This is a genomic window from Acinetobacter sp. IK23, assembly GCF_035615275.1.
GTDB lineage: Bacteria > Pseudomonadota > Gammaproteobacteria > Pseudomonadales > Moraxellaceae > Acinetobacter > Acinetobacter seifertii.
Genome location: NZ_JANBNX010000002.1, coordinates 118,063 through 135,470, shown reverse-complemented (window position 1 = coordinate 135,470; position 17,408 = coordinate 118,063). Strand labels below are relative to the sequence as shown.

Sequence of the window (17,408 nt, the reverse complement as noted above, 5' to 3'; positions counted from 1 at the left end):
CGAGTTTACAGCTCGTGTTTGCAGAACAAATACTCATTCTTAGCCAAACAGTCATTTTAAAAATTGTTTGTCTACAGTTTCAGGAGTAACTATGGGCATGACTTTTACAGACATAGAAAATAAATCTGCCAAACGCCTAATTGGTATTGCTGCAGTCATTTTTCTGCATCTTCTTGTTGCCTATATTCTGATGTCAGGTTTAGCAAACAATATTCAAAAACCAGCGGAAAAACCTGTGGAATTACAAATTATTCAGGATATTAAGCCGCCTCCTCCACCAAAGCCGGAAGAGCCGAAACCAAAGGAAAAACCACCTGAACCACCAAAAATGGTAGAAAAAGTTGCCAAGGTTCCAGAGCCTCCTAAACAGGTTGAGAAAGTTGTGACTCCTGTGCAAAAAAACACTCCAATAGCTCAACCAACTAAAGTTGCGACTCCTGCTCCAGCAGCACCGGCTGCACCTAGTGCACCATCACTAAGTCCAGTTGCGGCACCTGCTCCAGCTGCGGCTGCTCCAGCACCTAAACCAGCTGGCGTAACTCGTGGTGTTTCAGAAGGTTCCGCAGGTTGTGAAAAACCAGAGTATCCACGTGAAGCACTGATGAATGAAGAACAAGGTACGGTGCGCATACGTGTTTTAGTTGATACGAGTGGCAAAGTGATTGATGCGAAGGTGAAAAAATCGAGTGGCAGCAAAACCTTAGATAAAGCAGCAACTAAAGCTTACAGCCTATGTACATTCAAACCAGCAATGAAAGATGGTGTGCCTCAGCAGGACTGGTATGAAATTGAATATCCTTTCGTAATTGAATGAACAAATTGAATTAATCAGAAATTAAAAATATTGGAGAAAATATGATGAAAAAATCAACTCAAGCGCTAGTACGTTTCACTTCTGCAAGCCTAATCGCAGCTTGCTCACTGCTCCCATTAAGTACAGCTTTTGCAGAAGAAACGAGCAATACTCCTGTTGCAACCGCAACGACTGAAGCAACCTCAAACTCAAGCACACCGACTCCACCGCCAAAGCCTGCAACGAGTGAAACCATTAAAAACCCTTATGGTTTAGAAGCACTTTGGCGTGAAGGTGATTTAGTTGCAAAATCAACCCTATTCATATTAGTACTTATGTCTATCGGTACATGGTACATCATCGTTTCTAAACTATTACAACAAGGAAAAGTTAAACGACAAGGAAAAGAAGCTGAAAGACATTTCTGGGAAGCTACTTCTCTTGATAATGCTGCTGAAGGTTTAGAACAAAGTAGCGCTTATCGATTTATTGCAGAAAAAGGAATTAACTCAACTAAGTCACACGGCGGTTCTTTACTTGAACGCATTGACTTCAATACTTGGGTAAGCATTTCAATACAACGTTCAATTGAAAAAGTACAAAACCACTTAAGTGGAGGTTTAGCCTTTTTAGCAACGGTTGGATCTACAGCCCCTTTCGTAGGTCTATTCGGAACAGTATGGGGAATCTATCACGCGTTAACAGCTATCGGGATTTCAGGACAGGCATCTATTGATAAAGTTGCAGGCCCAGTTGGTGAAGCACTGATTATGACAGCTATTGGTCTGGCAGTCGCAGTACCAGCGGTGCTTGGTTATAACTGGTTGACTCGTCGCAATAAAGCAGTGATGGAAAACGTACGTTCATTTGGTTCAGATTTACATGCAGTTTTATTAAGCGGAGAAATTAATACTAATAATTCAGTTAATCGCAGCATTAAATAATCAGGAGCAAACATTATGGGTATGAGTGTTGGTTCTGAAGATGAAGACGAAATGATTGGAACAATTAACACGACTCCTCTGGTGGACGTCATGTTGGTTTTACTTATTATTTTCCTAATTACCATTCCAGTAGTTACACATACAGTACCTGTGAAACTACCTGAAGAAAAAAATACGCCGTACGCAACTACGCCTGAAAATATTCAACTCTCAGTCAATAAGAAAGGAGATATTTTCTGGAATGAAAGTTATGTACCAAATAAAGAAATTTTATTAGCGAAATTACAGGCTGTGGCGCAAAAAAGACCGCAGCCAGAGGTACATATTCGAGGAGATCAGCTTACCCATTTTGAAGCGATAGATCAGGTCATTAGTACGACCAAACAAGCTGGTATTGGCAAAATTGCCTTTGTTACTACCCCTCCAACCTCCCCATAACTATTTTAAGGAGAATCTTATGGGTATGAATGTCGGTTCAAATAATGATGATGATGTGATGTTGGAAGTCAACATGACACCGCTTATTGATGTCATGTTGGTACTCATTATCATGTTTATTATTACCATACCTGCACCAAACAACGCGATTAATATTAATTTGCCAAATGGCACACCACCACCAACAAATGAAAAGCCACCCGAAGTGATTGATGTAAGAATTGATTCAACTGGTCAAGTATTTTGGAATAATCAAAAGGTTTCTGACCGCAAAGCACTGGAGACTTTATTTCAAGGTGTTGTTGCCAAAAAAGATCAAGACCAGATCAAACTCAAACCAGACCAAATGGCTGAATATAAAAATGTAGCTATGGTGATGGCTACAGCACAGCGTTTAGGTGTCACTAAAATTGGAATTGTAAGCAGTAACTAATATTACTTTTAATCTATTTAACTCTATTAACTCCTGCGCTAACTTGAATTTTCAGTTAGCGTTTTTTTTTGAAGCGAAATATTCAAGCCTCACCAATAGAATATACATTTGGTGCAACATAGTCCTTTTGAGATTCATGCAATGACAACTTTGCACATTGAATCCAATTCTTACGGTCGAGATTTTTTAAGTTAATCAAACTTGAAATCCTTTATTTATAAATTCACGCCTTATCTATAAGCACAAAATATACCGAAAATAAAAAAGCCCCCGAAGAGGCTTTTTTCAAAACAGGTTAAAATTAGTCACCTGTATAACCTTTTAACTTTAAACGAGCAGCATGAAGTAACGGCTCAGTATAACCAGAAGGCTGTTCACAACCTTTAAAGATAAGGTCAGAAGCTGCTTGGAAAGCAATATTCGTTTCAAAGTTAGCTGCCATTGGTTTATACAATGGGTCATTCGCATTTTGCTCATCAACAATTTTTGCCATGCGTTTAAGCACTTCTTCAACTTGTTCACGAGTTACAATACCGTGACGTAACCAGTTCGCAACGTGTTGAGAAGAAATACGTAATGTTGCACGGTCTTCCATTAAACCTACGTTGTTGATATCAGGAACTTTAGAACAACCCACGCCTAAGTCAACCCAACGAACAACGTAACCTAAAATACCTTGGCAGTTATTTTCAAGTTCATTGTTGATCTCTTCTGCTGACCAGTTTGTTTCTGGCGCAAATGGAGGAGTTAATAAGTCATCTAATGACAACATTTCTTCAGCTTTTAACTGATCTTGACGTGCTTTTACATTTACTTGATGGTAATGCATCGCATGAAGTACAGCACCAGTTGGTGATGGAACCCAAGCACATGAAGCACCAGCATTTGGATGAGCAGCTTTAGTTGCTAACATATCTTTCATGCTATCTGGTTTTGGCCACATGCCTTTACCAATTTGAGCTTTACCTTGTAAACCACATTTCAAGCCAATGGCAACGTTACGATTTTCGTAAGCAGCAATCCATTTTTGTGTTTTAACCGCTTCTTTACGAACAACTGGTGCAGCTTCCATAGAAGTATGGATTTCATCACCTGTACGGTCCATGAAACCAGTGTTAATAAAAATCGTACGGTCTTTTGCAGCAGCAATACAGTTTTTCAAGTTTACAGATGTACGGCGTTCTTCATCCATAATACCGATTTTTAGAGATTTCGCTGGTAAACCTAGTGCTTGCTCAGCACGTTCAAATAATTCAACAGCAAAAGCAACTTCTTCTGGACCATGCATTTTTGGCTTAACAATATACATAGATCCTTTACGAGAGTTTTTATTTTCGTTCGTACTACGGATATCAGCAACTGATAACAATGGAGTTACCAATGCATCCATAATACCTTCGAAAATTTCTTCACCATCTACCAAAATAGCTGGATTCGTCATTAAGTGACCTACGTTACGAAGTAACATAAGTGAACGACCATGAAGTTTTGTTGTTCCACCAATTAAGTTTTTAATTTCGCGGTCTTTGCTTAACGCACGGACAATTGTTTTACCATTTTTTTCGATAGATTCTTGAAGTGTACCCTTCATTAAACCTAACCAGTTACGGTAACCTTCAACTTTTTCTTCAGCATCTACAGCTGCAACAGAGTCTTCAAGATCTTGAATCGTCGTAACCGCAGCTTCAAGTGTTAAATCTTTAACACCCGCTAAATCAGTTTGACCAATTGGGCTATTCGCATCAATTTCAATAATGACATGCAAACCATTACTTAAAAGTACAACTTCTGAAGGATTTGCTTCTTCACCATTAAAACCAACGAACTGAGCTTCATGAGCTAAATTTGTTTGAGTACCATCTTTTAAAGTCACAACAAGTTGATTTTGCTCAATTGCATATTTAGTTGCATCTGCGTGTGAGCCTTGTGCAAGCGGGAAAACCTCATTTAAGAAGTTTTTAGCAAACTCAATTACCTTGGCACCGCGTACAGGGTTATATCCTTTCCCTTTTTCAGCACCGCCTTCTTCTGAAATTACATCAAAGCCGTAAAGTGCATCATATAAAGAACCCCAACGTGCGTTTGCTGCATTTAAACAATAACGTGCATTACGTACAGGTACTACTAACTGCGGCCCTGCTAATAATGCAATTTCTTCGTCTACATTTTCAGTTGTGATCTGGAAATCTTCAACTTCTGGTAATAAATAACCAATTTCAGTTAAAAACGCTTTATAAGCACCTAATTCAAATTTGTTATTACGGTGCCATTCATCAATTTTTGCTTGTAATTCATCACGCTTAGCCAATAACGCTTTATTTTTTGGGCTAAGATCGACAACAACTTGCTCAAAGTTCTTCCAGTAAGTTTCACTATCTAAACCAGAACCTGGTAAAGCTTCATTTTCGATAAAATCGTAAAGTTCTTTAGCAATCGCTAACTTGCCTTTTTGAATACGTGCAGTCATTGTCTTTCCTGAAGTTGCTACTTTTTATACCAAGAGAAACCTAGTATACCGATTTAAATTAAGCTGAATACTAATATCACATTCCTAAATAGTAAGCATTTTCCCTTGCGAAACTATTGACAAAGATAAATTTTTCTATATAGGAAAATATTAAAATTCTAACTAGGTTTCTCAACAATTTATTCAATATTTAAAAATACTGAAACTAGACTTTTTGTTAACAAACAAAAAAATTTCAGTATCTGATTTTTCTAAAGCGTATTTAGTTATATCAAACTTTAAGCTGTGAAAAAGCACTATTTAATTAAATTTATCAATTTTTTGTTATAAAAAAGCGCTCTATCTAGAGCGCTTTTCACAACTATCGTCTTAAGAAGTTTTAGCTTCATCAATTTGTCGGTGTTCTGAATGCAAATAATCATCTGACTGCATTTCCAACAAACGAGAACGCGTACGCTCAATTTCAAAAGCTAATTTCTCGCCTTGATAGATATCAATGATACTATCTTGAGAAGTTAAGAGTAATTTCACGCCACGGTCATAAAACTCATCGACTAGATAAATAAATCGACGCGTTCCTTCTGACAAGAAGTCAGTTAAGTGCGGAACATTGCTGACCAGAACTGTATTATAAATATTAGCAATTTCAATAAAATCTGCTGGGCTGCGCGGCTTTAAACAAAGTTCAGAAAACTCACACCATAAAACATCTTCGGTGTGACCTAGCGTTTCAACAACACGGTTATTGATCACAATTGGTTCTTGAGAATTTGCTTGCGTATGCGTTAAGGCAGTATAACGTTCAGATATCCAACTTTGCGCTTCATTTCCTAAAGGCGATTTGAACAATTGAGCTTGTTTCAAAACACGTAAACGGTAATCTACGCCCGCATCTACATTTAAAATAGCACAATTCTTTTTAACCATTTCAATGGTAGGTATAAAACGGTCGCGATGAATGCCATTTTTATATAAACCGTCTGGTGCAATGTTCGAAGTAGCAATCAGTGTTACTCCACGAACAAATAACTTCTGGAATAAATCACTCAAGATCATTGCATCTGTTACGTTTGAAACGAAAAACTCATCAAAACAAATAACAACAGCATCTTTATAAATTTGATCAGCCACGATATCAAGTGGATTACGTTGACCAGAAAGTTTATTTAATTCTTTATGAACATGCTGCATAAAGTGATGGAAATGCATACGTGTTTTACGACGAAATGGCACAGACTCATAAAATTGATCCATAAGCCAAGTTTTTCCTCGACCTACACCACCCCACATATACACGCCTTTTGGAGAGGTTTGGCGACGAAAGCGACGGAAAGCTTTCTTAGAAGCTTTATAGCGGTTTAAAAGTTCCTTCCAAACACGATCTAATTCTTGCACTGCCTGTGCTTGTGCTTCATCTGCCATAAACTGGCCTGAAGCCAATGCCTCAGCATAGCGCTCTGCTGGGGAAGAAGGAGTAAAAGCAGTACTATGAGAAGATTTTAAATTTAACATATCATTTTATTTCAATTTTAACTGAAGAGAGTATAGCGAACATTTTGTCCGACCACATTAGCTTTTAGCATCAAGAGTTATGCTCAGTAAAACTCTTTTCCATATTGCCGAGGGCTCTGCCCAAACCATCTTTTAAACGCATGATTAAAAGCTGCAGGTTCAGAATAGCCAAGCGACTCAGCAATAACTTCTATTGAATATTCTTTATATTCCATAAGTTTAAGCGCCTTATTCTTAATAATCTGTTCACGAATTTGTTTATAACTCGTATTAAGCTGCTGCAATTGATGCCTTAATGTCCTTTCAGGCATTTTTAAAGCGAAAGCGGTTTCCGCCATGCTCGGGATAATTCCTTGTTGTAGCTCTAGATAATCTTGTACATATTGAATAATGGGTGGTATTTGATGATCTTGCTCATTTAATCGTTTTATTTCTTTAATACATTTAGCTTCATAGATACGATGAGTAATGATATCCGCTGAAGGAACTTTTATTTCAAGCACATTCTTACTTAGGCTAAATGCTGCATGTGTAGAATTAAAATGCAGATCATCTCCATAATATGAGAAATATTGAGCAATGGTATCTGTATTATTTGGTTTGGGAAATGGCAAATCTATACGCATAAGAGGCATTGTTAAACCCATCATGGTGTAAATATCTTGAATAAATTTATAAGTCCCTGAAATTTCACACTGGGCACGAAGTAAACCAATTTCTGTTTTTAAGTCGACAGGTAAATAGTTCAGAATGATGTGATTTTCAGTTTCTTGTAAACTTAAAGTACCAAATAAATGAGTGAGTTTTTGATACTGTATGCCTTTTTCCAATGCAGTTTGTATATCTTGGCTTGTTACAAGTAACATTAATAAAGGACCATAACCTGCTAATGCATAGTGCTGTCCGATGAACAAACCTTTTTCAGGATCAACATTTTCACTAATAATTTGTTGAATATCCCACTCTAAACTATCGTGAATTGTTGAACTTGGGTCCAAAGAATCTACTTTAATGCCTATATTAGCCAAACGTGAGTCGACATCAATGCCCGCATTGCGCATTCCTTGAATTAAATAGATTAAACCAAGTGCCGATCGTTTCATTCTTCTATCAATTTCCCTAGACTGAAATGTTTTACTATAAAGAAGTAATAAAATTAATTGCCGAATATATCAATTTTCACGTCGGTACAATCATGTTTAAACTGATCAAAAAACGTTAGTCTTTCTTGCAATCCTCTTTACGGTATATGCAGGGTTTACAATGCACAGTGCAAAACAAAACGCTATTCAAAAAACTAAAATCGCAATTATTGGTGCTGGATTCGGTGGCCTTGCAATGGCTATTCGTCTATTACAGAACAAGCAAACAGATTTTCTTATTTTAGAAAAATCTAATGATGTGGGTGGAACTTGGCGCGAAAACCGCTATCCAGGAGCTGCATGTGACGTTCAGTCGCATATGTATTCTTTATCTTTTGCACCTAAAACTGACTGGTCAAAACGCTATGCAGAAGCACCGGAAATTTTTGATTATATTCAAGATATAACCCAAAAATATCAAATTAAAAACTACTGTAAGTTTAATCATGAAGTTACTCATGTTCAGTATGATGAAACTCGCCATGTATGGACGTTAGACTTTACAAACCAACCTTCTCTCGAAGCACAATTTGTAGTATTTGCTTCTGGGCCCTTACATATTCCACAAATTCCTCATATTCATGGTATCGAAAAGTTTAAAGGTAAGGTATTTCATTCATCACAATGGGAACATAACTATAACCTTATAGATAAATCAGTTGCCTCTATTGGTACAGGTGGTAGTGCAATTCAATATATTCCAGAAATTGCAAAAGATGTTAAACAACTATATGTGTTTCAAAGAACAGCCGCATGGGTGATTCCAAGAGATGAGCGCAAATACTCAAACTTAAGTAAAGCCCTATTTAAAACGTCTAATCTTTATAGACAAGTTCATCGCAGTCGCCTTTATTGGAGTAACGAATCCCGCGTTGTGCCAATTGTCCAGCCTCAAATCATGAAATATGGGCAAAAATTAGCTGAGGCTTTTATACGTTTTCAAGTCAAAGATAAAGAATTAGCTAAAAAACTTACACCAGACTTCGTGATGGGTTGTAAACGCATTCTTATTTCAAATAAATACTTTCCGACATTTAACCGTAAAAATGTTGAATTAGTGACAGATGGTATTCAAGAAATTAAAGAGCACAGCATTATCACAAAAGATGGAAAAGAAAGGCCTATCGATTGCTTGATTTATGGAACTGGTTTTATTACCGACCCGCGTATTTACTTAAAACATTTTACTTGTATTGGCCGAAATCAAATTGAATTAAAACAAGCTTGGAAAGATGGTGCAGAAAGTTATTATGGCATTATGACCAAGAATTTTCCTAATTTATTCCAACTCGTTGGGCCAAATACTGTTTTAGGTCATAACTCAGTTATTTTTATGATTGAGTCACAAGTTAATTATATTTTACAGCTGATTGAACTTGTCGATAAATCTGGTCAACACGCGATAGAAATTAAACCGGAAGTCCAAGATGCTTTCAATGAAAGAATACAGAAACAACTTCAAGGGACAGTATGGCAAGCTGGGGGCTGTAATAGCTGGTATCAGGCTGCCGATGGAAAGAACTTTTCCTTATGGCCAACTTACACTTGGAAGTATTGGCTAGAAACCCGTAAAGTGAATACCAAAGATTATTTGCTGCTAAATAAATGCTCTAAAAGCTATGCAGCATAGAATGTTCAATACATAATAGATAGGTTGATAACAATCTATCTATTATATGCAATCTGTTAGCCTCATTATTCAAATTTTTATTGTCATAGCTTTTGGTTACTTTTTAGGCCCTAAACTTTCGTTAAATATTCGAAAATTTATTTTCAAAGTTTTGCCCTATTTTTCATATATTTTACTCACAAGTGTTGCTTTAGAATTAACGCTTGCGCTTGATCAAATTAACAATCCTTCTACCATACTGCCACCTGCCCTATTAATTGCAGTCACGACATCACTCGGTTCCTTTTTTACATGTTTATTGGCTTATACAGTTTTTGATAAAGAAAGTGTAAAAGGAAAAATTTCACTTCAACTTTTTATAAATGCTTTAAAAAATATTGCGAAGGCATTTTTGGCTTTAGCTGTAGGTATCATTTTAGGTATTTTTTTAACTCGATTAAATGTACATATTCCATTTAATAGCTGGTACTTGCTATTAGTTTTTATTTTTCTGATTGGTATCGAATTAGCTTTTACTCATTTTAATCGAACATGGTTAAGCTGGAAAATCCTTATTGTGCCATTGGCTGCTTTTATAGGTTCATGTATAGCTGGGTTTCTCAACTATTTCTTACTAGGTAACCATTTTACACTCAACGAAATGCTAGCCTTGGCTCAAGGCTATGGCTGGTATTCAATGTCAGGTATTTTATTTACACAGTTACATTCAGCCGAGTTAGGCGGAATTGCTTTACTTACAGATCTATTTAGAGAAATAGTGGCAATTTTACTGATGTATACAATGGGATGGCGTTTTCCGCGTCCAGCAATCTCAAGCGCTGGCGCTACGTCAATGGATGTAACATTAGCTATGGTAAAACAGTCATGTGGCACACATTATGTACCACACGCCATGATGAGTGGCTTACTTTTAAGCCTGCTCGCTCCACTTTTAATTACTGTGTTTTTAAACTTTTAAGCAATTGAAGCAAGAATTGATTTCAACATCTCAGTTGGATCTTCTGCTTTAGTAATCGGGCGACCAATAACTAAATGAGTAGAACCATCAAGCATTGCTTGTTTTGGAGTCACAATACGTTTTTGGTCATCGGCATTGCTACCTTCTGGACGTATTCCTGGAGTAACTAAAGAAAAATCTTGTCCAATTAATTCACGGAGAATTTTAGCTTCTTGAGCAGAACAGACTACACCATCTAAACCACTGTCTTTGGTAAGTTTAGCCAATCTTTTAACTTGTTCTACAGGTTCGATATCTAAACCAATATCTTTTAAGTCCTCACGTCCCATTGAAGTTAAAACTGTTACTGCAATTAGCTGAGTTTGATAATTACCTGCCTTTAAACGCTCAACACAGGTCTCCATCATTTTACGACCACCTGATGCATGTACGTTCACCATCCATACCCCCAAATCTGCTGCAGCACATACAGCTTGAGCAGTCGTATTAGGAATATCATGGAATTTTAAATCAAGGAAAACTTCGAAATTTTCATCTTGAAGTTTTTTTACAACAGATGGGCCTTCATGAGTAAAAAGCTCTTTACCTACCTTTACACGGCATAACGTAGGATCGAGTTGTTCAACAATTTTTAAAGCGTCATATTGGCTTTTAGCATCCAACGCAACAATGATACTCAAGAGACTTTCTTCCATCACATAAAATCAGCGCTATTATAATAGACAAGTCAGCTACTAATAAAGAAATCTATTGAGACAAGTTTTTGAATAAGAAAATATTGATTTTGAATTTATTTAGTAATTGAAATATAGAAATGAAAAATACTACTCTTTATAACTGGATAAAGAGTAGTATCAAAAATAATTATAACGGAGTAGAGTTTTTATCTTGCGGATAAATATCTACAACAGTTTTTTCGTGTCTTACATTTGCAGCTGCTTCTGCCGCTGCCAATTGAGCAGTTTGAATTTGTTCTTTTCTCAAATGATCAATATCTTTGCGAAGACGTTTGATTTCCCAGCCTTTTTGAAAGACTCGGAAAACTTGCACACCTAATAAAAGTCCAACCACAATTCCAAGCGCTAAGGTAAGCAACAATAATAGCCCTAAACGCATTGCTGGAACTTGAGTAAATAATAAATCAACAGGAAGTTCTGTTGGGTTCTGCAAAACGAGTGCTAAAGAATAGCCAAATAAAATAATGAGTAATGCAATTAGAATATAACGCATAGGCACCCCTTATGAGTTTTTATTTATTTTCCAGATTCATTCACTGCATCACGTAGTGCTTTACCTGGTTTAAAGTGCGGAACAGCCTTTGCTGCAACATCAACTGACTTACCAGTTTTAGGGTTGCGACCAACTCTAGGTTCACGGTGATGTAAAGCAAAGCTACCAAAACCACGGATTTCAATACGGTTGTCCGTCGAAAGAGCTTCAATCATTTGATCAATCATGATTTTAACCGCTTCTTCCACTAAAGGTTCAGCCAAGTGTGGATTTTTTAGCGAAATGCGTTCGATTAAATCAGACTTATTAAGAGCTTCAGTAGTCATCTACGACCTCGTTATTTATTACTACTCTAAGTCGTTTGATAATAACCTGTTTAAATACAAAACGGTAGCGCAGTATGTTGAATACTACGCTACCGTTTACAGTAATTTGTATAAAAAGTACAATTTCGTTACATGAAACTGTACTTTGTTAACTTATTACTTCATTTGTGCTTTGATCAAGTCACCAATAGTCTTAGGACCATTTTCTTGAGAAGCTGATGCTGTACGTAAGTTAGCAACTGCTTCTTTCTCTTCAGCTTCGTCTTTCGCTTTGATAGACAAGTTGATAGAGCGAGATTTACGATCAACGTTGATGATTTTCGCTTCAACTTCTTGACCAACTTCCAAGAATTTAGTCGCATCTTCAACGCGGTCACGGTTGATTTCAGAAGCTTTAAGAGTTGCTTCAACTTCGTCAGCTAACTTAACAGTTGCGCCACGAGCATCAACTGCAGTCACAGTACCTTTAACTAAAGCACCACGTTCGTTAGCAGCTAAGAAATCATTGAACGGATCGCTGTTCAATTGCTTGATACCAAGGCTGATACGGTTACCTTCAGCGTCTACAGACAAGATAACAGCTTCAACTGTGTCACCTTTCTTGTAACGACGGATAGCTTCTTCGCCTTGTTCGTTCCAAGAAATATCAGACAAGTGAACTAGACCGTCGATACCGCCATTTAAACCAATGAAGATACCAAAGTCAGTGATTGACTTGATTGTGCCTGAAACTTTTTCGCCTTTCTCATGAGACTTAGCAAACTCTTCCCATGGGTTAGCACGAGTTTGTTTGATACCAAGGCTGATACGACGACGTTCTTCGTCAACTTCAAGAACCATAACATCAACTTCGTCACCGATCTGAACAACTTTAGATGGGTGGATGTTTTTGTTAGTGTGGTCCATTTCAGAAACGTGTACTAAACCTTCAACGCCTTCCGCGATTTCAGCGAAACAACCGTAGTCAGTTAAGTTAGTAACACGTGCTTTAACGATAGAACCTTTAGGGTAACGGCTCATGATCGCTAACCATGGATCTTCGCCTAATTGCTTAAGGCCTAAAGATACGCGGTTACGTTCACGGTCAAATTTAAGTACTTTAACAGTAACTTCTTGACCAACTTCAACAACTTCTGAAGGATGCTTGATACGCTTCCAAGCCATATCTGTGATATGAAGAAGACCATCAATACCGCCAAGATCAACGAATGCACCGTAATCAGTAAGGTTTTTGATAGTACCTGTAACTGTTTGACCTTCTTCAAGTTGAGCAAGTAATGCTTCACGGTCAGCAGAAGATTCAGCTTCCATAACAGCACGACGAGATACAACAACGTTGTTACGTTTAGCATCAAGTTTGATTACTTTAAACTCTAACTCTTTACCTTCAAGATGAGTAGTGTCACGGATAGGACGAGTGTCAACTAATGAACCTGGTAAGAATGCACGAACAGGACCGATGTCAACAGTGAAACCGCCTTTAACTTTACCAGAGATAACACCAGTAACGATTTCGCCATCTTCAAAGATTTTTTCAAGTTTAGTCCAAGTTTCAGCACGTTTAGCTTTTTCACGTGATAAAACTGTTTGACCCATACCGTTGTCAAGAGCTTCAACAACTACGTCAACAGTATCGCCAACCTGAACTTCAAGTTCACGTTGTTCATTTAAAAATTCAGCACGATCAACAATGCCTTCTGATTTAAGGCCAGTGTCAACAGTAACCCAGTCGCTATCGATGTTTACAACAACACCTTGGATGACTGCACCCTTTTCAACGTTGAGGTTTAATTCACTTTCTTCAAAGAGGGCTGCAAAAGATTCGGTCATGATATACCTGATAAATTCAGCGGTCTTGGATCAGACAAGGCCGGTTTAGTTAAGTATCAACATAGTCTTTATAGACTGATCAAGCTATGCGTCAACTGATAATCTTAGTTGCTAACAGTACGGCTATTGACATAATCAACCATTAACTTAAATACTTGATCGATCGTTAATTCCGAACTATCAATAATATAGGCATCTGCGGCTGGCTTGAGAGGAGCAACTTCTCGCTCCATATCTCTTTTGTCACGCGCTTGTATATTAGCTAAAATGTCGTTTATTTTAGCATCTAGCCCCATGCCCTGCAACTGTTTTACTCTTCGCTCAGCACGCGACTCAGCCGAAGCTGTCAGATAAATTTTTGCATTAGCTTCTGGGAAAATTGATGTTGCCATATCTCGGCCATCTGCAACTAAACCTGGAGTTTGTGCAAATGCTCTCTGACGATCAAAAAGTGCTTGTCTAAGTTCAGGAATTGCTGCAACTTTAGATGCATATTCACCAACTCGCTCTGTGCGGATGGTTTGCGATACATCTTCTCCATCAAGGAAAACTAATGTTCCCTCAGGTGAAGTTTCAAACTTGATATTAAGCTGACGAGCATAATTCACACACTCATCTAAATGGCTATCTAATTTTTCTAACAAATCATGTTTATGTAATGACAACCCTAACAAACGATACAAGGCACCAGAGTCAAGTAAATGAAATTGATAATACGCAGCAAGTTTAGCTGCTAATGTTCCTTTACCCGAACCGCTCGGACCATCAATAGTAATAATTTGAACTGTCATTGAACTCTCACTAAGAAGCAAATGCTTTAGCTAATCTCGAAAAGCCTAGTGTAATCGCTAGTTTTAGCTGTGCAAGAATTAATTTACTTACAACAGGAGCTTTTGCTGTTAATTCGATACGATAAGTGACCAAAGTAATATAAGGGGTAATTTCAGAAAACTCGATACGACCTAAATGATGTTTAATTAAAGGATTATCAATCAATTTATATTCAATACGCTTGTTTTCTTCGAGATGAGTAATTTCTTCTTTAAGCGGTTTAATTGCACCAAATCCCATACGACGAATAGAACCAACCCCATCTGGTCTTTCAGGATCTGTTGAGTCTTTCACACGTACAACTTGTAGTGGAGCAAATGCCTTGTTGTAAGTTGCATGTTTAGAAAGCAGGTTAAATACATCACACAGCGGAGCATTAAATTCTTTTTGTATAGTAATTACATTACGCATGAAAGTTCCTTATTTAAATAAATCATGTCAATGAAACGGCGCTAGTTTGCCATAACCCCATGACATTTTTTAATCATTTAAGGACGTTTTTTGTTGTTTCTCTTTTTTCTTTTGTTCACGTCTTTGCTTAAAAAAAAGACTTAACTGTTGAGCACATTTTTCATGTAAACACCCTTGCTCAAAAGTAAATTTATGATTGTAATAACCATTTTCTAATAATTGACGCGCACTGACAAGTGAACCAGCTTTAGGTTCTGTTGTACCAAACACAACATGTTTAATCCTTGCATGTACTAAGGCCCCTACACACATCGTGCAAGGTTCAAGCGTAACATACAAAGTTGCGTCGTCTGGTAAACGATAATTTTTCAATGAGTCACAAGCCGCACGAATAGCTTGAATTTCCGCATGGGCAGTAGGATCAGATAAACCAATTGGAGCATTAAAACCTGCTCCAATTAATTTATTTTGACTTACGATTACAGCACCTACAGGAATTTCACCCTGTTCAGCCGCTAACTCAGCTTGCTCGTAAGCAAGCTGCATCCAATACTCGTTACTAAATTTGGACATTTATTGACTATGAAACTACGCCATATTGTCTAAGTAAGGCATTCCAGCTATCAATAGACGTTATTGGTGGATCATCAGCCAAAATACCTCTTAAGCTAAGGTCTTCACATGCTTTCCATTCTGGCGATAAATCTTTATCAACTAAACGGGCACGAACACCTTCGACAAAATCAGGATGACGAATTTTCCATTCAGAGATTTGCGCTTCTAAATCAAAAACTTCGTTCCAAGAATGTACTTGCTTACCCCATTGCCATAATAACCAAGTAATGGCTGCTGTGCTCGGTGAACCCTTTTGCAAGTTTTCGCTGGCTTGACGCAACCAATCACTGCTTGCATCTCGTAAGCTAACAATTGATTGATAGTCTTGTTCAAAACTTGAACCACGACAAACACTATGGATAACATCTAACGAATTTTGTAATGGCCCTGCTGCAACCGGGCGATGCAAACTATTTAAAGTATCATCAATCGCGCGGAAATCACCTGCCGGATAGTGAGCCCAATTAATATTAAGTACTTTTTGCAGGACATTATCACGTTGTGCTTCACAAATATGTGTCGCCCAACCAATGCTAAATGCCCCAGCAGCAGTCATAATTGAACCAGTCAAACCAGTAAATAAACCAATTTGCCCACGGTCAGCAAGGAAACGGCTTGCTCCAACATCCGGATATAGGCCAATGTTAATTTCAGGCATTGCTAAACGTGAATATGGCGTAACAAGCCGGAAAGGCGCCGCCATGAACAAGCCTAGTCCACCACCCATTACATAACCTTCGCCCCACACCACAATAGGTTTGGCATAGTTATGCAACAGTAAATCCAAAGCATATTCTTGCTGGAAAAACTTATTTGCTGTTTCTACTTCTTGATTGATCACCAGCTGACGTAATTTGCGCACATCTCCGCCTGCACAAAAAGCTTTTGGTGTTGTCGAATCCAACCAAATTGCTTTTACTCGCTCATCATCACGGAAGTCTTCAAATACTCGTAATAAAGCCGTTACGATTGATTCATCTAAAGCATGTAATGATTTAGGTCGATTCAAACGTACAATACGCCAACCATTTTTCGCTTCTTCAACTACCAAATCCGGATGATAGCTATTTACATTGGGAGAGTTCATCATGCGTCCAATTGCCAGTCTATGGGCTCAATGCCATGTTGTTTCAAATATTGATTTGTTTTTGAAAACACTTTACACCCAAAGAAACCACCACGATTAGCCGCAAGTGGTGATGGATGTGCAGCTGTTAAAACCAAATGTTTTTCTCTATTTATACGTTGTCCTTTACGTTGTGCATAAGCACCCCATAAAATAAACACGATGTGCTCACGTTGTTCATTTAAAACATCAATTACTGCGTCAGAAAATTCTTCCCAACCTTGTTTTTGATGTGATGTTGGTTGTCCTGCTTCTACAGTAAGTACACTATTTAATAAAAGTACACCTTGCTCGGCCCATTTAGTTAAATCACCATGACGCGAAACAGGTACACCTAAATCAGTGTTTAATTCATGAAAAATATTACGTAAAGAAGGAGGTAATGCAATCCCTTTTTGTACAGAGAAACTTAACCCATTCGCCTGATTAGGGCCATGATATGGATCTTGCCCTAAAATAACGACCTTTACATGATCTAAAGGCGTAATATTTAAAGCACTAAAAATTTGTTTGCTTGGTGGATATATTGTTTTCTGAGCTTGCTTCTCTTGGAAGAGAAAGTCTCGCAAACTATCCATATAAGGGCTCAGCAAAAATGGAGTTAATGAGCTTTTCCAGCTTTCTTCTAATTGAACTTTACTGAGTTTGTCTTGCTGTTGCTCAGTTAATTGCATTAATGTCATCCTAGATCAATTTTCATTTCTAAAAACAAAGGGAAGTTA

18 protein-coding genes and 1 pseudogene are annotated in these 17,408 nt (G+C 37.6%); 6 read left to right on the top strand and 13 right to left on the bottom strand.

The genetic code is table 11. The features are described from left to right. Positions 1-91: 91 nt before the first annotated feature. The 4 genes from MSG95_RS02590 to MSG95_RS02575 are packed head-to-tail and all read left to right on the top strand — an operon-like array spanning position 92 to position 2,608. Positions 92-814: an energy transducer TonB gene (locus tag MSG95_RS02590; protein ID WP_077165459.1), complete on the top strand. Its 723-nt coding sequence runs from the start codon at positions 92-94 to the stop codon at positions 812-814. Between the two features lie 41 nt (positions 815-855). Then, on the top strand, positions 856-1,737 hold the full coding sequence (locus MSG95_RS02585; protein ID WP_077165458.1) for a MotA/TolQ/ExbB proton channel family protein: 882 nt from the start codon (positions 856-858) through the stop codon (positions 1,735-1,737). A gap of 15 nt (positions 1,738-1,752) precedes the next feature. Further along, positions 1,753-2,175 carry an ExbD/TolR family protein gene (locus MSG95_RS02580; protein WP_077165457.1) on the top strand — a complete coding sequence of 141 codons (423 nt, stop codon included), beginning with the start codon at positions 1,753-1,755 and terminating at the stop codon, positions 2,173-2,175. 19 nt (positions 2,176-2,194) lie between these two features. Further along, positions 2,195-2,608, top strand: coding sequence for an ExbD/TolR family protein (locus MSG95_RS02575; protein ID WP_004701952.1), 414 nt, complete (start codon positions 2,195-2,197; stop codon positions 2,606-2,608). Between the two features lie 85 nt (positions 2,609-2,693). Here the strand turns inward: MSG95_RS02575 and MSG95_RS02570 are convergent. The 4 genes and pseudogenes from MSG95_RS02570 to MSG95_RS02555 form a co-directional block, all read right to left on the bottom strand. Continuing rightward, positions 2,694-2,807 (bottom strand): annotated as a pseudogene (locus tag MSG95_RS02570) (GNAT family N-acetyltransferase); the annotation flags it as partial. A gap of 102 nt (positions 2,808-2,909) precedes the next feature. Then, positions 2,910-5,075 (bottom strand): malate synthase G, encoded by a 2,166-nt coding sequence (locus MSG95_RS02565; protein WP_077165455.1) that lies wholly within the window; start codon positions 5,073-5,075, stop codon positions 2,910-2,912. Between the two features lie 369 nt (positions 5,076-5,444). Next, the gene (zapE, locus tag MSG95_RS02560) at positions 5,445-6,587 is read right to left on the bottom strand and encodes a cell division protein ZapE (RefSeq protein ID WP_004701955.1); all 1,143 of its coding nucleotides are present in this window, start codon (positions 6,585-6,587) and stop codon (positions 5,445-5,447) included. An 83-nt stretch (positions 6,588-6,670) separates the two neighbouring features. Beyond that, the gene (locus MSG95_RS02555; RefSeq protein ID WP_213033502.1) at positions 6,671-7,690 is read right to left on the bottom strand and encodes an AraC family transcriptional regulator; all 1,020 of its coding nucleotides are present in this window, start codon (positions 7,688-7,690) and stop codon (positions 6,671-6,673) included. Positions 7,691-7,850: 160 nt separating this feature from the next. Between MSG95_RS02555 and MSG95_RS02550 the strand changes: the two genes are divergently transcribed. Next, complete coding sequence (locus MSG95_RS02550) at positions 7,851-9,359, top strand: flavin-containing monooxygenase (protein ID WP_077165454.1); 1,509 nt, start codon at positions 7,851-7,853, stop codon at positions 9,357-9,359. 46 nt (positions 9,360-9,405) lie between these two features. Next, positions 9,406-10,317 carry a lysine exporter LysO family protein gene (locus tag MSG95_RS02545; RefSeq protein ID WP_039251393.1) on the top strand — a complete coding sequence of 304 codons (912 nt, stop codon included), beginning with the start codon at positions 9,406-9,408 and terminating at the stop codon, positions 10,315-10,317. On the opposite strand, the gene pyrF is transcribed toward MSG95_RS02545, so the two are convergent. The 9 genes from pyrF to ung form a co-directional block, all read right to left on the bottom strand. Next, a complete protein-coding gene (gene pyrF / locus MSG95_RS02540; RefSeq protein WP_049063992.1) occupies positions 10,314-11,012 on the bottom strand; it encodes an orotidine-5'-phosphate decarboxylase in 699 nt (232 codons plus the stop codon). The two genes, MSG95_RS02545 and pyrF, sit on opposite strands and share 4 nt — an antisense overlap. Before the next feature lie 169 nt (positions 11,013-11,181). Then, complete coding sequence (locus MSG95_RS02535; protein WP_004701960.1) at positions 11,182-11,547, bottom strand: lipopolysaccharide assembly protein LapA domain-containing protein; 366 nt, start codon at positions 11,545-11,547, stop codon at positions 11,182-11,184. Between the two features lie 23 nt (positions 11,548-11,570). Next, entirely contained in the window at positions 11,571-11,873 is a 303-nt protein-coding gene (locus MSG95_RS02530) for an integration host factor subunit beta (RefSeq protein ID WP_004701961.1), read from the bottom strand. A 156-nt stretch (positions 11,874-12,029) separates the two neighbouring features. Beyond that, positions 12,030-13,703, bottom strand: a complete 1,674-nt coding sequence (rpsA, locus tag MSG95_RS02525; RefSeq protein WP_002050239.1) for a 30S ribosomal protein S1 — start codon at positions 13,701-13,703, stop codon at positions 12,030-12,032. A 104-nt stretch (positions 13,704-13,807) separates the two neighbouring features. Then, positions 13,808-14,494, bottom strand: coding sequence for a (d)CMP kinase (cmk, locus tag MSG95_RS02520; RefSeq protein ID WP_019459000.1), 687 nt, complete (start codon positions 14,492-14,494; stop codon positions 13,808-13,810). Between the two features lie 10 nt (positions 14,495-14,504). Beyond that, the gene (locus MSG95_RS02515) at positions 14,505-14,945 is read right to left on the bottom strand and encodes an SRPBCC family protein (RefSeq protein WP_077165453.1); all 441 of its coding nucleotides are present in this window, start codon (positions 14,943-14,945) and stop codon (positions 14,505-14,507) included. A gap of 69 nt (positions 14,946-15,014) precedes the next feature. Beyond that, positions 15,015-15,518, bottom strand: coding sequence for a tRNA adenosine(34) deaminase TadA (gene tadA, locus MSG95_RS02510; RefSeq protein ID WP_031944964.1), 504 nt, complete (start codon positions 15,516-15,518; stop codon positions 15,015-15,017). A gap of 7 nt (positions 15,519-15,525) precedes the next feature. Next, positions 15,526-16,650, bottom strand: coding sequence for an enoyl-CoA hydratase/isomerase family protein (locus tag MSG95_RS02505; protein WP_324644943.1), 1,125 nt, complete (start codon positions 16,648-16,650; stop codon positions 15,526-15,528). Next, complete coding sequence (ung, locus tag MSG95_RS02500) at positions 16,647-17,360, bottom strand: uracil-DNA glycosylase (protein WP_004701973.1); 714 nt, start codon at positions 17,358-17,360, stop codon at positions 16,647-16,649. The genes MSG95_RS02505 and ung overlap by 4 nt, the downstream gene beginning before the upstream one ends. Positions 17,361-17,408 lie beyond the last annotated feature (48 nt).